Source organism: Isoptericola sp. NPDC055063, assembly GCF_053608125.1.
Map to the genome: position 1 here is coordinate 105,637 of NZ_JBSGUW010000013.1, position 17,813 is coordinate 123,449.

12 protein-coding genes are annotated in these 17,813 nt (G+C 75.8%); 9 read left to right on the forward strand and 3 right to left on the reverse strand.

The window, feature by feature from the left end; translation table 11 throughout:
• Positions 1-13 precede the first annotated feature (13 nt).
• From ACWF41_RS16435 to ACWF41_RS16465, 7 genes are all read left to right on the forward strand, one after another.
• Positions 14-1,588 carry a tripartite tricarboxylate transporter permease gene (locus ACWF41_RS16435; protein ID WP_380320987.1) on the forward strand — a complete coding sequence of 525 codons (1,575 nt, stop codon included), beginning with the start codon at positions 14-16 and terminating at the stop codon, positions 1,586-1,588.
• Positions 1,585-2,058, forward strand: a complete 474-nt coding sequence (locus tag ACWF41_RS16440) for a universal stress protein (RefSeq protein ID WP_380320984.1) — start codon at positions 1,585-1,587, stop codon at positions 2,056-2,058. Before ACWF41_RS16435 ends, ACWF41_RS16440 begins: the two co-directional genes overlap by 4 nt.
• Positions 2,059-2,087: 29 nt before the next feature.
• Positions 2,088-2,690: an RNA polymerase sigma factor gene (locus ACWF41_RS16445; protein WP_380320981.1), complete on the forward strand. Its 603-nt coding sequence runs from the start codon at positions 2,088-2,090 to the stop codon at positions 2,688-2,690.
• Positions 2,687-4,147: a hypothetical protein gene (locus ACWF41_RS16450; RefSeq protein ID WP_380320978.1), complete on the forward strand. Its 1,461-nt coding sequence runs from the start codon at positions 2,687-2,689 to the stop codon at positions 4,145-4,147. Before ACWF41_RS16445 ends, ACWF41_RS16450 begins: the two co-directional genes overlap by 4 nt.
• Before the next feature lie 109 nt (positions 4,148-4,256).
• Entirely contained in the window at positions 4,257-6,791 is a 2,535-nt protein-coding gene (locus ACWF41_RS16455) for a S8 family serine peptidase (RefSeq protein WP_380320975.1), read from the forward strand.
• A gap of 2 nt (positions 6,792-6,793) precedes the next feature.
• Positions 6,794-9,694: an FG-GAP repeat domain-containing protein gene (locus ACWF41_RS16460; RefSeq protein ID WP_380320972.1), complete on the forward strand. Its 2,901-nt coding sequence runs from the start codon at positions 6,794-6,796 to the stop codon at positions 9,692-9,694.
• Between the two features lie 104 nt (positions 9,695-9,798).
• Positions 9,799-13,191: an ATP-binding protein gene (locus ACWF41_RS16465; protein WP_380320969.1), complete on the forward strand. Its 3,393-nt coding sequence runs from the start codon at positions 9,799-9,801 to the stop codon at positions 13,189-13,191.
• Between the two features lie 45 nt (positions 13,192-13,236).
• Here the strand turns inward: ACWF41_RS16465 and ACWF41_RS16470 are convergent, their stop codons facing one another.
• Complete coding sequence (locus ACWF41_RS16470; protein ID WP_380318576.1) at positions 13,237-13,821, reverse strand: hypothetical protein; 585 nt, start codon at positions 13,819-13,821, stop codon at positions 13,237-13,239.
• 121 nt (positions 13,822-13,942) lie between these two features.
• On the opposite strand from ACWF41_RS16470, the gene ACWF41_RS16475 reads away from it, so the two are divergent.
• A complete protein-coding gene (locus tag ACWF41_RS16475; RefSeq protein ID WP_380318579.1) occupies positions 13,943-15,130 on the forward strand; it encodes an SLC13 family permease in 1,188 nt (395 codons plus the stop codon).
• A 304-nt stretch (positions 15,131-15,434) separates the two neighbouring features.
• Here the strand turns inward: ACWF41_RS16475 and ACWF41_RS16480 are convergent, their stop codons facing one another.
• Both ACWF41_RS16480 and ACWF41_RS16485 read right to left on the reverse strand, forming a co-directional pair.
• Positions 15,435-16,487 (reverse strand): formyltransferase family protein, encoded by a 1,053-nt coding sequence (locus ACWF41_RS16480; protein WP_380318582.1) that lies wholly within the window; start codon positions 16,485-16,487, stop codon positions 15,435-15,437.
• Positions 16,484-17,140 (reverse strand): TetR/AcrR family transcriptional regulator, encoded by a 657-nt coding sequence (locus ACWF41_RS16485; protein ID WP_380318585.1) that lies wholly within the window; start codon positions 17,138-17,140, stop codon positions 16,484-16,486. Before ACWF41_RS16485 ends, ACWF41_RS16480 begins: the two co-directional genes overlap by 4 nt.
• An 83-nt stretch (positions 17,141-17,223) precedes the next feature.
• Between ACWF41_RS16485 and ACWF41_RS16490 the strand changes: the two genes are divergently transcribed.
• On the forward strand, positions 17,224-17,805 hold the full coding sequence (locus tag ACWF41_RS16490) for a 1-acyl-sn-glycerol-3-phosphate acyltransferase (protein WP_380318588.1): 582 nt from the start codon (positions 17,224-17,226) through the stop codon (positions 17,803-17,805).
• Positions 17,806-17,813: the final 8 nt, after the last annotated feature.

Below are 17,813 nucleotides of genomic sequence, written 5' to 3' on the forward strand. Positions count from 1 at the left end.
GGCGGCGGGACTGATGGAGAACCTCGGACTGCTGTGGGACGGCCTCGGCGCCGCCCTCACCCCCATGAACCTCCTGTACGCGGCGGTGGGCGTGCTGCTCGGCACGTTCGTCGGCGTGCTGCCCGGCATCGGGCCGGCGATGGCGATCGCGCTGCTGCTGCCCGTGACGTTCGGGCTGGAGCCCACGCAGGCGTTCATCATGTTCGCCGGCCTCTATTACGGCGGCATGTACGGCGGGTCGACGACGTCGATCCTGCTCAACACCCCCGGCGAGTCGGCGTCCGTGATGACGGCGCTGGAGGGCAGCCGGATGGCGCGCGCCGGGAGGGGCGCGCAGGCGCTGGCGACGGCGGCCGTCGGGTCGTTCGTCGCGGGCACGATCGGCACCCTGCTGGTCGCGTTCTTCGCGCCGTCGCTGGCCGACGTCGCGGTCGAGATCGGCGCGCCGTCCTACTTCGCCCTCATGGTGCTGGCGCTGGTCCTCACGGCCACGGTGCTCGGGTCGAGCCCGCTGCGCGGCCTCATGTCCCTGTTCGTGGGCCTGACGATCGGCCTCGTGGGCCTGGACCTCAACACCGGCCAGCCGCGCCTGACGTTCGGCGTCACGCAGCTCGTGGACCGCCTGGACATCGTGGTGGTGGCCGTGGGCATCTTCGCCCTCGGCGAGGCGCTGTGGGTGGCCGCCCACCTGCGCCGCAAGCCCGCCGAGGTCGTGCCCGTCGGGCAGCCGTGGATGGGCCGCGAGGACCTCAGGCGCTCCTGGAAGCCGTGGCTGCGCGGCACCGCGTTCGGCTTCCCGTTCGGCGCGCTGCCGGCCGGCGGCGCCGAGCTGCCGACGTTCCTGTCGTACGTCACCGAGCGCAGCATGGCCAAGCGCGGCGTCGCCAAGGGGCGGGCCGGCGCCAAGGACGAGTTCGGCCAGGGCGCCATCGAGGGCGTCGCCGGCCCCGAGGCGGCGAACAACGCCTCGGCCGCGGGCATGCTCGTGCCGATGCTGGCGCTCGGCCTGCCCGTCACCGCGACGGCGTCCGTGATGCTGTCCGCGCTGCAGGGGTACGGCATCCAGCCGGGCCCGCAGCTCATGACCGAGCACGCCGACATGGTGTGGACGCTGCTCGCCAGCCTGCTGATCGGCAACCTGCTGCTGCTGGTGCTCAACCTGCCGCTGGCGCCCCTGTGGGCGCGGCTGCTGCGCATCCCGCGGCCGCAGCTGTACGCCGGCATCCTCTTCTTCGCCTGCCTCGGCGCGTACGCGACCAACCTCGACCCGTTCGACATCGGCCTGCTGCTCGTCTTCGGCCTGCTGGGCCTGGCGATGCGACGGTTCGGGCTGCCGGTGCTGCCGCTCATCCTCGGCGTCATCCTCGGCCCGCTCATGGAGACCAAGCTGCGCGAGGCGCTCACCATCTCCGGCGGCGACCCGTCGATCCTGTGGAGCGAGCCGCTGGCCATCGCCATCTACGTGGTGCTCGCCCTCGCCCTCGCCGGCCGCCCGCTGCTGTCGCGGTGGCGGTCGCGCACCGAGTCGCGGCTGGAGGCCGAGGCGGCGGCCGCGAGCGAGACCGAGACGGAAGGAGCACTGCGGTGACCGAGCACGAGACGACCGAGCACGAGACGACCGAGCACGAGACGTCCCCCGAGGCGTCGACCGACACCGGATGGGTGGTCGTCGCCTGGACCCCGGACGAGTTCGGCGACGCGGCGCTGGAGCACGGGATCGCCTGGGCGCGCGAGGGCGGGCGCGGGGTCGCCGTCGTCAACGGCACCCGCGGCGACGCCCTCGTCGACGAGCGCTACGCCGCCCCCGCCGGGCTCGCCGACCTGGCCGAGCGGCTGCGGGGCACCGGCCTGCCGCACCTGGTGCGGCAGGAGATGGGGCGCGACGTCGCGGAGCAGGTGCTCGACGTCGCGTCCGAGCTGTCCGCGCGGCTCGTCGTCGTCGGCCTGCGGCACCGCAGCCCGGTGGGGAAGCTGCTCATGGGGAGCGTCGCGCAGCGCATCCTGCTCACCGCCGAGTGCCCGGTGCTCGCCGTGAAGCCCGGCGAGCGGCCCGCGTAAGGAACCGTCCGCCCGGGACACTACGTCGTGTGACCATCCCCGACGGCACTCCCGACGGCACCGCCGAGCCGCGCGACCGGCTGTCCGCGCTGTGGAGCGCGCACGCCGTCCGCGTCCAGGCGTACCTGTGGCGCCACACCGACCCGGACACCGCCCAGGACGTGCTCTCCGAGACGTTCCTCGTGGCCTGGCGTCGCCTCGACGACGTCCCCGACCCGGCGCTGCCGTGGCTGCTGGTCGTGGCGCGCAACCTCGTGCGCAACGCCCACCGGGCCGCGCGCCGGCGGCGCACCCTCGACGAGGAGCTCGCCTCCCTCGCGGCGTCGGCGCCGCTGCCCGAGGCGGCCCCCGAGGCGCTCGCCGTCGAGCGGGACGACCTGCTCCGGGCCCTCGCCCGCCTCACCGAGCGGGAGCGCGAGGCCATCCTCCTGGTGGCGTGGGACGGCCTCGCGCCGCCCGAGGCCGCCGCCGTCGCCGGGTGCAGCACCGCGACGTTCCACGTGCGCCTGCACCGCGCCCGACGCCGGCTCTCGTCCCTCGCGGACGGCACCGCCGACGCCCCCACGAGCCGCCCCGCAGGCGGCGGCACCGACGACTCCCGCTCCCCCGCGTCCTCGAGGAGGTCCGCATGAGCACCGCCGACATCGACGAGCGCCTCGCCCGCCTCGCGCCCACCACGTCCCCCGACCCCGAGCGGCTCACCGCCGCGCGCGCCGTGCTCGACGACGTGCTCGACGGTGTGCTCGACGGCGCCGACGATGGGACCGGGCCCTCCCGCAGCCGGCGGCTCGGCGACGCGCACGTGCTCGACCTCGACGCCGCGCGCGCCCGCCACTCCGGCCACGACGTCGACGCCGACGGCGGCGGCGTCCCGCTCCCCCTGGTCGACGACGACGTCGTCGTCCCGCTGGGCCGCGGCCGCACCGCCCGCGAGCGCCGCACGCGCCGCGTGCTGCTCGGTTCCGCCGCGGCGGGCGTCGTCGGCGTGGTCGCCGTCGGGCTGGCGCTGACCGGCCGCCCCCCCGCCCTCGTGCCCGCGGGGCCGCCCCCGAGCGCGTGCGCGTCGCGGCTCACGACCGCCGCGCACCAGGACGTCGACCTCGACCCGCCGCAGGCGTGGCGCTCGCTCGCCACCGAGTCCCACGACGACGGCACGCGGCTCGCCCTGATGCGGTCCGAGGACGGCGATCTCACCGGCTTCTGCGGGGAGGCCGGCGGCGCGGGCGGCTCCTCGGCGTCGACCACCCTGTGGCCGGACGCCCAGGACACCGTGGAGCCGGGCCAGGACGGCGTCGTGGCCACCGGGGTCCGCGACGACGACTGGTACGTGGCGTGGGGCACCGCCGGGCCGGACGTGCGGGACCTGCGCCTGCAGGCGGACTGGTCGAGCACCGACCCGTCGAGCACCGACCCTTCGAGCACCGACCCTTCGAGCACCGACCCCTCGGGCGCTGACCGGGCCGAGGGTGACGGCTTCGTGGTCGAGGTGCGCTCGACCGGCGACGGCGGGTGGGCGGTGCTGCTCGACGGCGACGAGGTGCCCGCGGACGCCGACGTGTCGCTCCGCTGGCGCCTCCCGGACGGGTCGGAGCGCACGGCGCCGCTGGAGGGCGCCTGGCCCGCGGACCCGACGACCGTGACGCCGCCCGCCGAGGCGCGCCGGGACGCGTGCGCACCCGGCCGCTCCACGACCGGGGTCCGGCCCGTGATCGAGCAGCGGACCGGCGACGACGGCATCACCGTCCTCGCGAACGACGAGCGGTTCGTCGTGTGCACGCAGGACGCCGAGTCCCCGTACCGCGCGTGGCACACGCTCAGCGGCACGATGACCGACCGGCCGGCGCGGGACGAGGCGATCGCCCTGGGCGGCGGCGGCTCGGACGACGCCCGGACGCTGGTCGGCCTGGCGGGCGACGACGTGGCCCACGTCTGGCTGCGCCTCCCCGACGGGACCCTGCTCGACGGGGTCCTGTCGGGCGGCTACTGGCTGGTCCCGGGCGCGGGGGTCGGCGAGAAGCAGTGGGACGACGCCCGGCTCGTCTGGCGCCTCGAGGACGGCACCCGGCACGGGTCCCCCACCTTCGGGTGACGGGCCGCCCGGCCGGTGCGCGCGCCGGCCGGGCGACCCGGTAACGCCTCAGTAACTCCTCCTTCCTAGCGTTCAGGGTCCCGATACCTGTCCACTGGAGGAGCGCACCATGCACCCGCCCCGCCCGTCCCGGCGCCGAACCGCCGTCTGGGCCGCAGCCTCGCTCACGGCGGCCGCGCTGCTGGCCAGCCCGCTGTCCGCCACCGCCGACCCCGCCGCGCCCGCCGGCGACGCCAAGGTGGACGCGGCCCTCGCGAGCGCCGTGAAGGGTGGCAAGGACGCCACCTTCTTCGTCGTCCTGAAGGACCAGGCGACGCTGGCCGCGCCGAAGGCCGCGAAGTCCCACGCGGCGCGCGCGAAGGCGGCCTACACCGAGCTGCGCGCGCACGCCGCGACCAGCCAGAAGTCGCTGACGGCCTACCTCGACGCCCAGCAGGTGGGCCACGAGGACTACTGGATCGCCAACACGGTCGAGGTGACCGGCGACGCCGACCTCGTCGCCGCGCTGGCCGCGCGGTCCGACGTCGCGTCGCTCGTCAAGGAGAAGACGTACACGCTCGACGAGACCGAGTCGGCGCCGGCGGGCGAGGTCACGTCGACGCTCGCCGACGACGGCACCCCCGAGTGGGGCGTCGCCGACATCAACGCCGACGACGTGTGGTCGCAGTACGAGGACCGCGGCGAGGGCATCGTCATCGCCAACATCGACTCCGGCGTGCAGTTCGACCACTCCGACCTGGTGGCGGGCTACCGCGGCAACAACGGCGACGGCACGTTCACGCACGACTACAACTGGTACAACCCGACCGGTGAGTGCGGCGACGCGACCGTCCCGTGCGACAACAACGGCCACGGCACCCACACGATGGGCACGATGGTCGCGAAGAACGGCATCGGCGTCGCCCCGAACGCGACGTGGATCGCCGCCAAGGGCTGCGAGTCGCGGTCCTGCTCCGACACCTCGCTCCTGAAGGCCGGCCAGTGGATCCTGGCGCCCACGGACTCGCAGGGGAACAACCCCCGCCCGGACCTCGCGCCGAACGTCGTGAACAACTCGTGGGGCGGCGGCGAGACCACCTTCTACCAGGACATCATCGAGGCCTGGAACGCCGCGGGGATCTTCGAGGCGTTCGCCGCCGGCAACTCCGGCGACGGCGCGACCTGCTCCACCACGGAGGCGCCGGGCGCGCAGGCCCCGGCCTACGGCGTCGGCGCGTACGACGTGAACGGCAAGATCGCGAGCTTCTCCGGCTTCGGCCCGTCGCCGGTCGACGGCTCCGCGAAGCCGAACATCTCCGCCCCGGGCGTCAACGTGCGATCCACGTGGCCCGGGTCGTCCTACCTCGCGGAGAACGGCACGTCGATGGCGACCCCGCACGTCGCGGGCGCCGTGGCCCTGCTGTGGTCGGCCGCCCCGTCGCTCATCGGCGACATCGAGGGCACCCGCGCGCTGCTGAACTCCGGCGCCCGCGACGTCGACGACACGCACTGCGGCGGCACCGCCGACGCGAACAACGTGTGGGGCGACGGCAAGCTGGACATCCTCGCCTCGGTCGAGCTCGCGCCGCACACCGCCGTGGCGGTCACCGGCACGGTGACGAACGCGGCCACGGGCGCCCCCGCGCGCGGCATCGACGTGACCGCGACCGGCGCCGCCGGCGCCCGCACGGTGACGACCTCGGCGGCCGGCACCTACCGCATCACGCTGGCTCCGGGCACGTACGACTTCGCGTTCGGCGGCTACGGGTACGCCTCGGCGGCCCGCTCCGGCGTCACCCTCACCACGGGCGAGCCGCTGACGCAGGACGTCGCGATGGAGCCCACGGCGGCCCACCCGGTCACGGGCACCGTCCTGGACGTCACGGGCAAGCCGCTGGCCGGCACGACCGTCGCGGTGGCGGGCACCCCCGTCGACGCGGTGGTCACGGCCGCCGACGGCTCGTTCACCCTCCCCGCCGTCGCCGAGGGCGACTACACCCTCACGGCGACGCCGGCCGAGCCGGTCCTGTGCAACGGGACCGCGCACGACGCCCTCACCGTCGACGGCGACGAGACCCGCACCGTGCAGCTCCCGCCGCGGGCCGACCGGTCCGGCAACAGCTGCACCCCGGCGTCCTACTCCTGGGTGAAGGGCTCGACCAAGGTCGCGCTGAGCGGCGACGAGGACGCGGCGACGATCTCGCTGCCGTTCCCCGTCTCGCTGTACGGCGTGGACTACTCCGCCGCGTCGGTCACCACGAACGGCCTCGTCAACTTCCTCGAGCCGCGCCTCGGCGACTACGACAACACCGCGCTGCCCGCGGCCGCGAAGCCGAACGGCATCGTCGCCCCGTTCTGGGACGACCTGACCTTGGACAAGAAGTCCAGCGTGCAGACGGCCACGACGGGCAAGGCGGGGGCGCGCACGTTCGCCGTCGTCTGGACCGACGCCCTGCTCGCCTCCGGCTCCGGCCGCGTGACGTTCGAGGCCCTCTTCGACGAGGCCACCGGCGCCGTCACGTTCCAGTACAAGTCCGTGCCCGGCAACGGGTCCGGCGCCACCGTCGGCATCGAGAACCAGGCCGGCTCCGACGCCCTCCAGTACTCGTTCGACCAGGCCGTCCTCACCGACGGCTCGGCGATCCGCATCGCGCAGGGAGACTGACCATGCGACCCCTCTCCACGCGGGCCAACCGGCTCGCCTCCACCCTCGTCGCGGCGGGTCTCGTGCTCGCCGCGGCCCCGCAGGCCCTCGCGGCCGACGACGACGGCGCGCTGACCCTCACCGCCGACCAGGCCCAGGCGCTGGCCGACCGCATGAGCGGCGGGCTGTACGGCGACGACGCGACGGCGGACGACAGCACCTCCGACGACGCGACGACCGGCGACACGACCGGCGACGGCAGCGCCGTCGACCCGTCGACGCCGGTCACGTTCACCGCCCGCTCGACGATCGAGGGCGTGCGCGGCGTGGGCGTCACGCTGCCCGCCGCGGGCGACCAGTACTTCACGCTGCACAGCCTGGGCAACGTCCAGCTGCACCGCGCGGACGGCAGCACCGTGTGGGAGCGGAACAACAGCTCCCTGTACAAGGACTGGGGCGTCCGGCCCGCCCGCGCGTGGGAGAAGGTCATGTACCCGCCGCTGGTCCTCATGGGCTACAACGCGGTGAGCCCGTTCTCGCCGACGTCGGACGCGGGGTACGACACCGCCGACCTCACCGGCGACGGCACGCCCGACGTCGTGTTCTCCGCGTCCGTCGGGACGAACCCGCCGGTCGGCGCCACCATCCCCGGCACCACGATGAAGCAGGGCACCCTGGTCACCGTCCTCGACGGCGCCACCGGCAAGACCCTGTGGTCCAAGGTGTACTCCTTCGCCTCGATGGTGAAGGTCGTCGACGGCACGCTCCTGGTCGCGAACGCCCCGCGCACCAACCAGTACGCGCCCGCCACCGAGGCCGCCACCCTCACGGGCACCCGGTTCTCGTTCGCGGACGGCGCCCTCACCCCGACGGACACGTGGACCCACGACACCGGCGAGGCGGGCAACGCCTCCTGGGGCGGGATCACCGCGCTCGGCGACGGCCGCGTCGCCGTCTCGTGGAACACCCGCAAGACGGACACGGTGGCCCCGCAGGGCCACACCCTCGTGCTGGACGCCGCGGACGGGTCCGTCGGCTGGCAGGCGGACGGCGACCTGTACGGACGACAGCTCCACCTGGACACCGACCGGGGCCGCCTCGTCGCGATCGAGCAGCCGGACTTCTCCGACGGCGTCGCCTACTCCGTGGTGGCGTACGACCTCGCGTCCGGCGACCGCAGCGTGCTCAGCACGCGCGTGAACGCGCTGGCCACCGCCATGACGGTCGGCGACGCCGCGAAGGCCAAGGGCACCGAGTACGTGGTCAGCGAGTCCACGCTGGACTCCGACCTCTTCCTCAACGCCTCCACGATCCGCGTCCTGAGCGGGGACGACGCCGCCACGGTGCGGTGGGTGTCCACCACCAAGCGCGACGCGGACAACCACGCCGACGCCCCGAGCGCGTGGGGCCTCGACGTGATCAAGGGCGGCACGCTGATCGTCACCGCCCAGGACGACGCCGGCATGGCCACCGCCGCGAACGTCGGCGGCCTGCGGTACGGCTCGCTCACGGCGTACTCGAACGCGGGCACGGAGCTGTGGCGCCAGGACGGCACCGACGCGTCGCCGATGTTCCAGCAGGTCTACCGGGTCGGCTCCAAGGACTTCGTCCGCGTCGTCGACCAGAACCAGAACATCCACACCTTCAGCGCCGCCAAGGGCGAGGAGACCTCCGTCGCCCCGATGCAGGGCGACGTGAACTTCGCGGCCGCCGCGGACCTGGACGGCGACGGCGGCCAGGACGTCGTCGCGGGCGGCACGTCCCGCGGCGTGTGGGCCTGGACCGGGCGCTCGCTCCTCGACGGCACGCCCGAGCTCCTGTGGCGCGCCACCGTGCCCGGCGAGGTGCACGACGTCGAGACCGGCGACGTGACCGGCGACGGGAAGCCCGACGTCGTCGTGGCCGCCGACACCGCCACGGTGGTCCTCGACGGCGCCACCGGGAAGACCGTCGCGACGATCGACGGCGGCGGCGCCTACGTCCGCTCCGTGACCGTCGCGGACGTGAACGGCGACGGCACCGACGAGGTGCTCGTCCCGACCGACGCCCTGCGCGCCTACACCGGCGCCGGCAAGGCCCTGTGGACCTACGCCGCCCCCGCGGGCTCCGGCGACGTGGTGTTCTCGGACGCCGTCGTCGGCGACGGGCAGGTGTACGCGCAGTACGCCAGCGTCGACTCGTTCGAGCTGGCCGACGGCGTGCAGGGCGCGGTCGCGCTCGACGCCGCCACGGGCGCCGCGGCGTGGGCCGCGACCCCGACGGCCCCGGCCGGCGCGTCCGACGGGAAGCTGCACGGCGCGATCCTGCGCCGCGGCGTCTTCACCGACCCCGCCATCCCCTACGCCGACGGGCACGCCGTCGTCTACACGTGGATCGCGGGCACCGGCACCGCCACCGAGGGCGACGTCGCCCTCGTGGAGCCCCGCGCAGTCACCGAGATCCGGGACGGGCGCACCGGCGAGGTGCTGAAGCAGGCGATCGTCGGCAGCCCCTGGTCGCACGACGGCTACTTCGTCGACGACGAGGCGGGCATGCTGTACCAGCTGAGCTTCGGCACCCTCCGCGGCTTCGGCGCGGACGGCCTGGACACGTCGTCGTCCGTCATCGCGCCGCTGCGCGGCGTGCAGTTCGTCACCGGGCCCGGCGGCCGACGGCTGCTCGCCGGCGGTGTCGAGGGCGGCGTCGGCGCCTGGGACCCGTCGGTGCTCGGCACCGGCTGGTCGTTCCAGGACGGCGTGGGCACCGGCGCCGCGCTGGGCGGGCGTAACTACCTGGCCGTCGACCTGGACGGCGACGGGGGCGAGGAGCTCGTCTCGCTGAACTTCGACCACCTCGGGTACAACCGGATGGCCGACCTGCTCGGTGGCGGGCTGCTGTCCCTGGACAAGAACACCCACGGCGTCACGACGTTCTCTCTCTCCTGACGTCGTGACCGCCGCCTGACGAGGCGGCCGCACGGGCCCTCCGGCCCGGTGTCCTCGGGCACCGGGCCGGGGGGCCTCGTCGTGCTGGATTACAGTTCCGGGACATGACCGCACCTCTGCTGCGGCTGCATCTCCTCGGCGGGTTCCGGGTGACCCGCGACGGCGGCCCCGAGCTCCCGGAGCGCTGGCCGCGTCCCAGCGCCCGCACGCTCGTGAAGCTGCTCGCCGTCTCGCCCGACCGCCGGCTGCACCGCGAGGAGGCCATGGACGTCTGCTGGCCCGACGCGGACGGGTCGGCCCAGGTGGGCAGCCTGCGGGTGGCGCTGCACGCGGCGCGCCACGCCCTCGAACCGGAGCTGGCTCCTCGGGCCGTGTCGTCGTACCTCGTGGCCGACGGCGCGCTGCTGCGGCTCGACCCGGCCACCGTGTGGATCGACGCCGACCACGCGGAGGCCGCCGCCGTCGCCGCGCTCGCGTCCGGAGACGCGGAGGCCTTGACCGACGCCCTCGCCCTGTTCACCGGCGACCTGCTGCCCGAGGACCGGTACGCCACCTGGGCGCAGGCGCGCCGCGACAGGCTGGTCGGGCTGCGGGAGCAGGTGCGGCTCGCGCTCGCGGCCGCGCACCTCGCGGCAGGGGACGTCGCGCAGGCGGTGGCGGCGGCCGAGGCCGTGCTCGCCGACAGCCCCGCGGAGGAGCTGGCGCACCGGGTGCTCATCGAGGCGTTCCTGCGCCAGGGCCTGCGTCGCCGCGCGGTGTACCAGTACCACGCCTGCCGCGAGGCCCTCGACGCGGAGCTCGGCGTGCGGCCGGGCCCCGAGACGGAGCGCCTGCACCGCCTCGCCCTCGACGCCACGCCGTCGGGGACGCCGGACGGCGCCGCGCTCCCCGCGCCCCTGCGCGCCCCCGCCGCGACGCCGCTGCGCGGCCGGGAGGCCGAGCTCTCGCTCCTACTCGCGGACGGCGGGCCACCGGTCCGCCTGCTCTCCGGCGAGGCCGGCGTGGGCAAGACGAGGCTGGTCGCGGAGGTCGCACGGCGGGCCGCCGCCGACGGCGCGGCCGTGCTGTGGGGCGGCGGGCACGACGCCGAGGGACACACGCCGTACGGGGCGTTCGCCGAGGCGCTCGACGGCTGGCTGGCCGAGCAGAGCGCCGCCTCCCGCGCCCGGGTCGGCGCGGAGCACCCGGAGCTCGCGGCGTTCCTGCCGTCGCTCGGCCGGGCCGACCGCGGCGGCCGCAGCCCGGAGGAGGAGCGGGACCGCCTCTTCCGCGGCACCGCCGCGCTGCTCGGCGACCTCGCCGCGACCCGGCCCGTCGTCGTCGTGCTGGACGACCTGCACGCCGCCGACGCCGGGTCGTTCCAGCTGCTCGGCCACCTCGCCCGGCGCGCCGCCCGGGCCGGGACGCCGCTGCGCTTCCTCGTGACGCTCCGGTGGGAGGAGCTGCCCGACGGCGACCCCCGTCGCGTCGGGCTGACGGCCCTGGAGCGGGCCGGGCTCGCGGCGCCCGAGGAGATCGGGCGGCTCGACCGGGACGCGTGCCTCGCCGTCGCGACGGACGCGCTGGGTGGCGGCGGCGGCAGCGACGACGGCGGGGACACGGGCGGGAGCTCTGCCACCGCGGAGCGACTCGGCCGGGTCTGGGACCTGTCGCTCGGCAACCCGCTGTTCGCCGCCGAGCTCGCGCGCGGGCTCGGCGACCCTGCCGCTCCGGGCGACGCGGGGCACGACGTCGCGCCGCTCGGCGTGCGACAGCTCGTCGACGAACGGCTGGGCCGGCTCGACCCCGACGCGCGACAGGTGGTGGAGGCGCTGTCGGCGGCGGGCGGGGACGCCGCGCTGACCGAGCTGCTCGACGTCGCCGCGGACGGCCTGAACCCGCCGCTCACCGGGCCCGCGGCCGCCGACGCGGTGGAGCGGGCCCTGGCGGCGTCGCTCGTCGAGGAGCGCGTGGTCGTCGTGGACGGGCGCGCCGAGCCGGGCCTCGCGTTCCGCCACCCGCTGGTGCGGCTCACCTGCTACGACCGGCTCAGCACGGTCCGGCGTCGGCGGCTCCACGCCGCGTTCGCGCAGACGGTGCTGCGCCGCCGGCCCGAGGCCGTCGACGTGCTGGCCTCGCACTTCGCGCGCACGGACGACCCACGCGCGGCCGAGTACCTGCGCCGCGCCGCCGAGCGCGCCGCCGCCCTGTACGCGAACGACTCCGCCGACCGGTACTACCGCGACCTCGTCGCCCGGCTCGACGTCGACGCCGCCCGCGCGCGCCTCGACCACGGCCAGGTGCTGCGCCGGATGGGCCAGTTCGAGCAGTCGGTGGCGGTGCTGCGGCCCGCGCTCGCCGAGTTCGTGCGGCGGGAGGACCACGACGGCACCGTGCTCGCCGCGTCCCGGCTGGCCGAGATGCTCGCCCGGACCGGGGAGCTGGGCCCCGCGGTCGAGGTGCTGGAGCGCCACCCGGCCGGGCCGCGCACGTCGCCCGAGCAGGCCGCCGCCCACCACCTGGCGTGGGCCACGCTGCTGAGCAGGCTCGGGCGGCACGACGACGGCGTCGCCGCGGTGGACCGTGCGCTGCCGATCGTCGAGCACGTGCCGGAGCCGGCCCGCGAAGGGCTCCTCGCGCGCGCCTACGCCCTGCGCGCCACGAACCTCGGGAAGTCGGGCCGCATCCGCGAGGCGGGAGAGGCCGCGGACACCGGCCTCCCGCACGCCGAGGCGTATGGCGACCCGACCCTGCTGGGAAACCTCCTGTCGTCGCAGCGCGAGAACGCCCGCCGGGCGGGACGCCTCCACGAGTCGGTGTCGATCGGCCGACGCGCCCTCGACCTCGTCGCGCAGTCCGGCGACCCGGTGTCGGCGGCGTTCGAGCGCGCCAACCTCGCCGAGCTGCACCTGCTGCTGGGGGAGGTCGACGCCGCCCGGGACCTGGCCGAGGAGGCCGCGGCCGGGGCCGAGGGCGAGGCCGAGTGGATCCTGCCGTACGCGCTCGCCGTGCTCGGGCGCGTCCTGGGCGTCGCCGGGCGGCCGGCCGAGGCGCTGGCGCTCCTCGACCGGGCGGCGACGTCCGCCCGGGGGATCGCCGACCGGCAGGCCCTGCACCAGGCCAGCACCGCCCTCGCGGAGCTTGCCCTGCGCGAGGGGCGGCCCGCCGACGCGCTGCGGGCGCTCGCCGAGGACGAGGAGCCCGAACCGGTCCTCGCGGCGTGGTGCGCGCTGGACACCGGCGATCCTCAGGGGGCGCTGGACCTCGCCGCGGCCGAGGCCGATCGCGCACGGGGCGCCGGGGAGCTGCTCGCCGTGGTCGACGCCCAGGTGGCGCAGGCCGTCGCCCTTCACCGGCTCGGCGACGCGGCCCGCTCGGCCGAGGTCCTGACCGCGGCCGCCGCGCTGGCCGACGCGTTGCCGTACCCGGCCGGCGCGTCGGCTGCGGCCGAGGCGGCGCAGTCCGTCGGGGCGGCGCGGTCGGTGGACGCTGGCGGCACCCGCCCGGACGGCCCCTGATCCGGCCGGGCGGGCGCCGCCAGCAGACTGGGGTCGCCGGCAGACTCAGTGTGGGGCGGCCAGGTGCTCCTCCCACGGCAGCAGGGTGACGGGGTGCGGCGGGTGGTCGGACGCCCGCAGGGTGAGGTCGACGACGGACGCGCGCACACGCGCCCACTCGGCCTCACCCGCCGCTGAGCACTGCTCCGCCTGCGGGCGGCGCGCGAGCTCGAGGATCTGCTGCAGCAGCGGCACGGCCCGGGCCGGGTTCGCGCGTCGCGCGGTGCCCCGGGTCGTGGCCCGCACCACCTGCGCCGCGAGCGCCTCCCCGCGTGACCCGGGGAGGAGCGTTGCGGAGCTCGCCATCCGCAGCGGCACGGGCGCTGCCCGCAGGGACCAGTGCGTGCCCGACGCGTCGAGCGGCACGACCCGCACCGGGCCGCGCAGCAGCGACACCACCAGCAGACCGACGGCCACGAGCACGACCACCCCGGCCACCGTGCACACCCAACCGGCGGCGCGCGGCGCGTCCGGCGTCATGAGCATCAGCACGCCGGCCCAGACCACCCACACCGTCGCGCAGCCCACCGCCACCAGGGCGAAGAGCAGCGCGGCGGAGGCGTCCCCGGGGCGTCGTCGGCGTGTGCTCATATCTCTCAGTTGCCGGCAGGGGCCCGATCCTTACCTCCGGCCCGGTCGGTCTCGGCCTCCGGACCGTTGATCTCCGGGCGGCGCACTACGCTCGGCCCGTGACACGCCCCGCGAGCCGGCGATGACCGGCCCCGGCCGCCGGGCCCGGTGGCTCCTGCCACCCCTGTGGGTGCCGGCGCTGCTGCTGGTGGTCCTCCTGCCGCTGACGGGTGCGCTCCCCGCCGCGGATGCCCGCTCCCTCGCCGCCCTGACGGGCCCGGTGCTGGGGTTCGTGGTGCTGCTGACGGTCGTGTCGGAGCTGTGCGCCGGCGCCGGCCTGTTCGACGCCGTGGCCGACGGCGCCGCTCGTCTGGCCCGCGGCCGCGCCTGGGTGCTGTGGCTGCTGGTGGCGGCCGTGGCGGCGGCGTGCACGGTCGTGCTCTCCCTCGACACGACGGCGGTGCTGCTCACCCCGGCCGTGGTCGCGGTGGCGCGGCGCCTCGACCGCGACCCGCTCCCCCTGGCCCTCACGGTGCTGGCGCTGGCCAACACGGCGTCGCTGCTGCTGCCCGTCTCCAACCTGACGAACCTCATGGCGGCGCGCTCGTTCGAGGCCGGCTACCTCGGCGTGATGGCCGCGCCCGCGCTGGCCGTGCTCGTCGTGGTGCTGCTCGCGCTCGCAGCCCTGCACGCGCCCGCGCTGCGGGGCCGGTTCACCGTCCCGGCCGCCCGCGCGGCCGCGGACCCGGTGCTGCTGCGCGTCGCGGCCGTCGTCGTGCTGCTCATGGGCACCGGGTTCGCGGCCGGGCTCCCCGTGCTACCGGTGGCGCTGGGCGCCACCGCGGTCCTGGGCGCGGCGACGGCGTGGCGTCGGGCCCCGCTGCTCGTCCCGGTCCGGGAGCTGGTGCCGTGGCGCACAGTCGTGGTGACCGCGGGCCTGTTCGCCGTGGTCGGTACGTGGCACGCGCACGGGCTCACTGAGCTCCTCGCCCCGCTCGTCGGCACCGGCGACGACGCCGGCAGCCTCGCCCAGGTCGCGGCCGTCGGCGCGGCGTCGGCCAACGCGGTGAACAACCTGCCCGCGTACCTCGCGCTCGCGCCGACCGTCACCGGCGACGACGCGCGGCTCGCCGCCCTCCTCGTCGGCGTGAACGCCGGCCCGCTGATCACCCCGTGGGCGTCCCTCGCGACCCTTCTGTGGCTGCAGCAGTACCGCCGCCACACGTTCTCGGCCCCCGACGGCCTGGTGCGCCGCGTCGTCGCCCAGGGCATCGTGGTCGCACCCCTCGCCCTCGCGGCAGGGGTCCTCGCGCTCGCCGCGACCGGCTGAGGCCGGCGGCGCCCGGCGGCGCCCGGCGTGTCGTCGCTCCGCCGACGTTGTTGTTTTGTGCGGAGTCCGCAGAACTGGAGAACGGCCTGCTGCTCGGGCGCCGATCCGGCTCAGCAACCAATTCCTGCTCAGCGAGAGCGACTCCCGCCGGGCAGGCACGAGTCCGCTCTCTCACGAATTGACGGTGGGAGCGCATAGGGGGCGGCTGAGCAGTCGCCGTTCCTGATCCGCGGACCCCGCACGAAACGACAACCCGCGCGGAGCGACGACGCGCCGAGCAGACACGCCGACCCCCGCGCGGCCGTCAGCGGGTCCAGGTCCGCAGCACGTCGACGAGCAGATCTTTCTCCGCCGCCTGCACGCGGGCACGCAGCGCGGGCACGTCGTCGCCGGGAAGCACCGGGACCTCGCGCCGCGCCACCACCGGGCCCTCGTCGTACCCCGCCGTCACGAGGTGCACGGTGGCTCCCGACACCTCCCTGCCGGCGGCGAGCACCGCCGCGTGGACACGGTCGCCGTACATGCCGACACCGCCGAACTCGGGCAGGAGCGCCGGGTGGGGGTTGAGGATGCACCCCTCGTAGCGCTCCAGCACCCGGGGTCCCAGCTTCTTCATGTACCCGGCGAGCACCACGACCTCCACTCCCGCGTCGAGCAGCGCGGCCAGGATCGCGGCGTCGAGCTCGTCCGGATCGGGATAGACGGCACCGCTGAGGTGTGCCGCCGGGACGCCGTGGCGGCGCGCGACGTCGAAGATCCCCGACCTGCTGTTGTTGCCCACCACCAGGCGCACGTCCACCGCATCGGCCGCGAGCACGTGCGCGGCGGTGCTGCCCGCGCCAGATCCCAACAGGCCGACGCGGACCGGGGTACTGGCCGCGCCCCGGCGCACACGCCGGTCCCGCCGCGCGACCACGACACGCGCGATCCCGGTGCTCGCGGCGCCAAGCACCGCCAGCGGAACCAGCAACACCCAGAGCGCCGGCCAGACCGAGAACGCCACCGCCGCGCCGACCGCGCCGGCGACGCCGGCGAGGGCCACCGCCCGCGTGCCCGTCCCCGCTCCCGCTCGCGCGAGCGCCCGCTCGACGGCGATGCCCAGCGGGAAGCCCAGCACCCACGCGGCCACCGCGGAGACGACCCAGATCATGAGGCCGAACAGGGCCGTCGACGCCGCCCACTCCAGGCCACCCCAGGGGTCCACCACGCCCGCGACGCCCGCCACCAGTGCCGCTAGGGGGACATAAGTGAGCAAGATGCCGCATGCCCATGCGCACGTCCGGGCCGCGACGGAGGTCGCGGCCGGCCACGGGCCGTCCCAGTCGTTCTCGAGCGGCCGTGCCGCGTCGCGGCTCACGCCCCTACCTGCCGCGCCAGGCCGACGACGTCGTCCACCACCGACCGCACACCGGGCAGCCCCGCGACCCGCACCAGACGGGCGATCAGCGGCGCCGCGCCGTCGACGAGCGCGCGCGCGCGGCGCTGCCCGGGCGAGCCGTCGTGCACCCAGAACAGGGTCACACCCAGCCAGGCCAGCCAGAGGAGGCGCGGCAGCTCCTCGCGCACGGCCGCGGGGACGCGCGTCGTCGCCCCCGCCACGACCTGCTCGTGCAGGGACCGGCTGAGGCGCGCGGTCTCGGCGGAGGCGGACGAGAACGGGCTCTCGGCGGCGCCCGGACGGATCGCGACCGCGACGAGCTCGGCGCCGAGGTCGTGCGACGGCCCGAACGCGTCGAGGCCCGCATGCCACAGCGCGCGCAGCCGTGGCCCGAGGCCGCCGACCCGGTCGAGGGCTGTCTCCGCCCGCCGGGCGTGGTCCTCGTTGACCTCGACGTAGAGCTCCTGGACCAGGTCCCGCTTGGACCCGAACCAGTAGTACGCGACACCCGTCGCGACGCCGGCCTCCGTGGCGATCGCGCGCATCGTCGTCGCCGCGAACCCGCGCTCGCGGAACATCCGCAGCGCCGTGCGCCGCACGAGGTCGCGCGTCGACTCCTCCGGCCGGGTCATCGCGACCCATCCTGTCTGAACGCGTTCAGTTTGAACATGTTCAGATTCCATCACACCCGGGACCTGGCCGGTAGAGTCGCCCGATGCTCAGAACCCTGCGGCGGGCGCTCGCCGGCATCTACTGGCGGCTCAGCCGCTGGACCCTCCGCAGCGAGCCCGTGCCCGCGCAGGCGGGCGTGCTGGTGGGGGCGCCGCACACGTCCAACTGGGACTTCGTGCTGATGCTCGCCATCGCCTGGCGGCTCGGGCTCGACGTGCGCTGGCTGGGCAAGCACACCCTGTTCGCCGGGTGGCGGGGGCCGCTGATGCGCGCGCTCGGCGGGATCCCCGTGGACCGCCGCGACCCCAGCCGCGTCGTCGACGACGTCCTCACGCGGGTCCGGGCGGGCGAGGTCTTCCACCTCGTCGTCACCCCCGAGGGCACCCGCTCCGGCGACGGCTGGAAGTCAGGCTTCTACCGCATCGCGCGCGCCGCCGACCTCCCCGTGACGCTCGGCTACGTCGACCGCACCACCATGACCACCGGCCTCGGCCCCACGATCCGCCTCACCGGCGACGTGCGCGCCGACATGGACGACATCCGCGGGTTCTACGCCGACAAGGCGGGCGTGCGGCCGGCCCTGCGCACCGAGCCACGGCTGGCCGACGAGGACCGCGAGGGCTGATCCGCCCG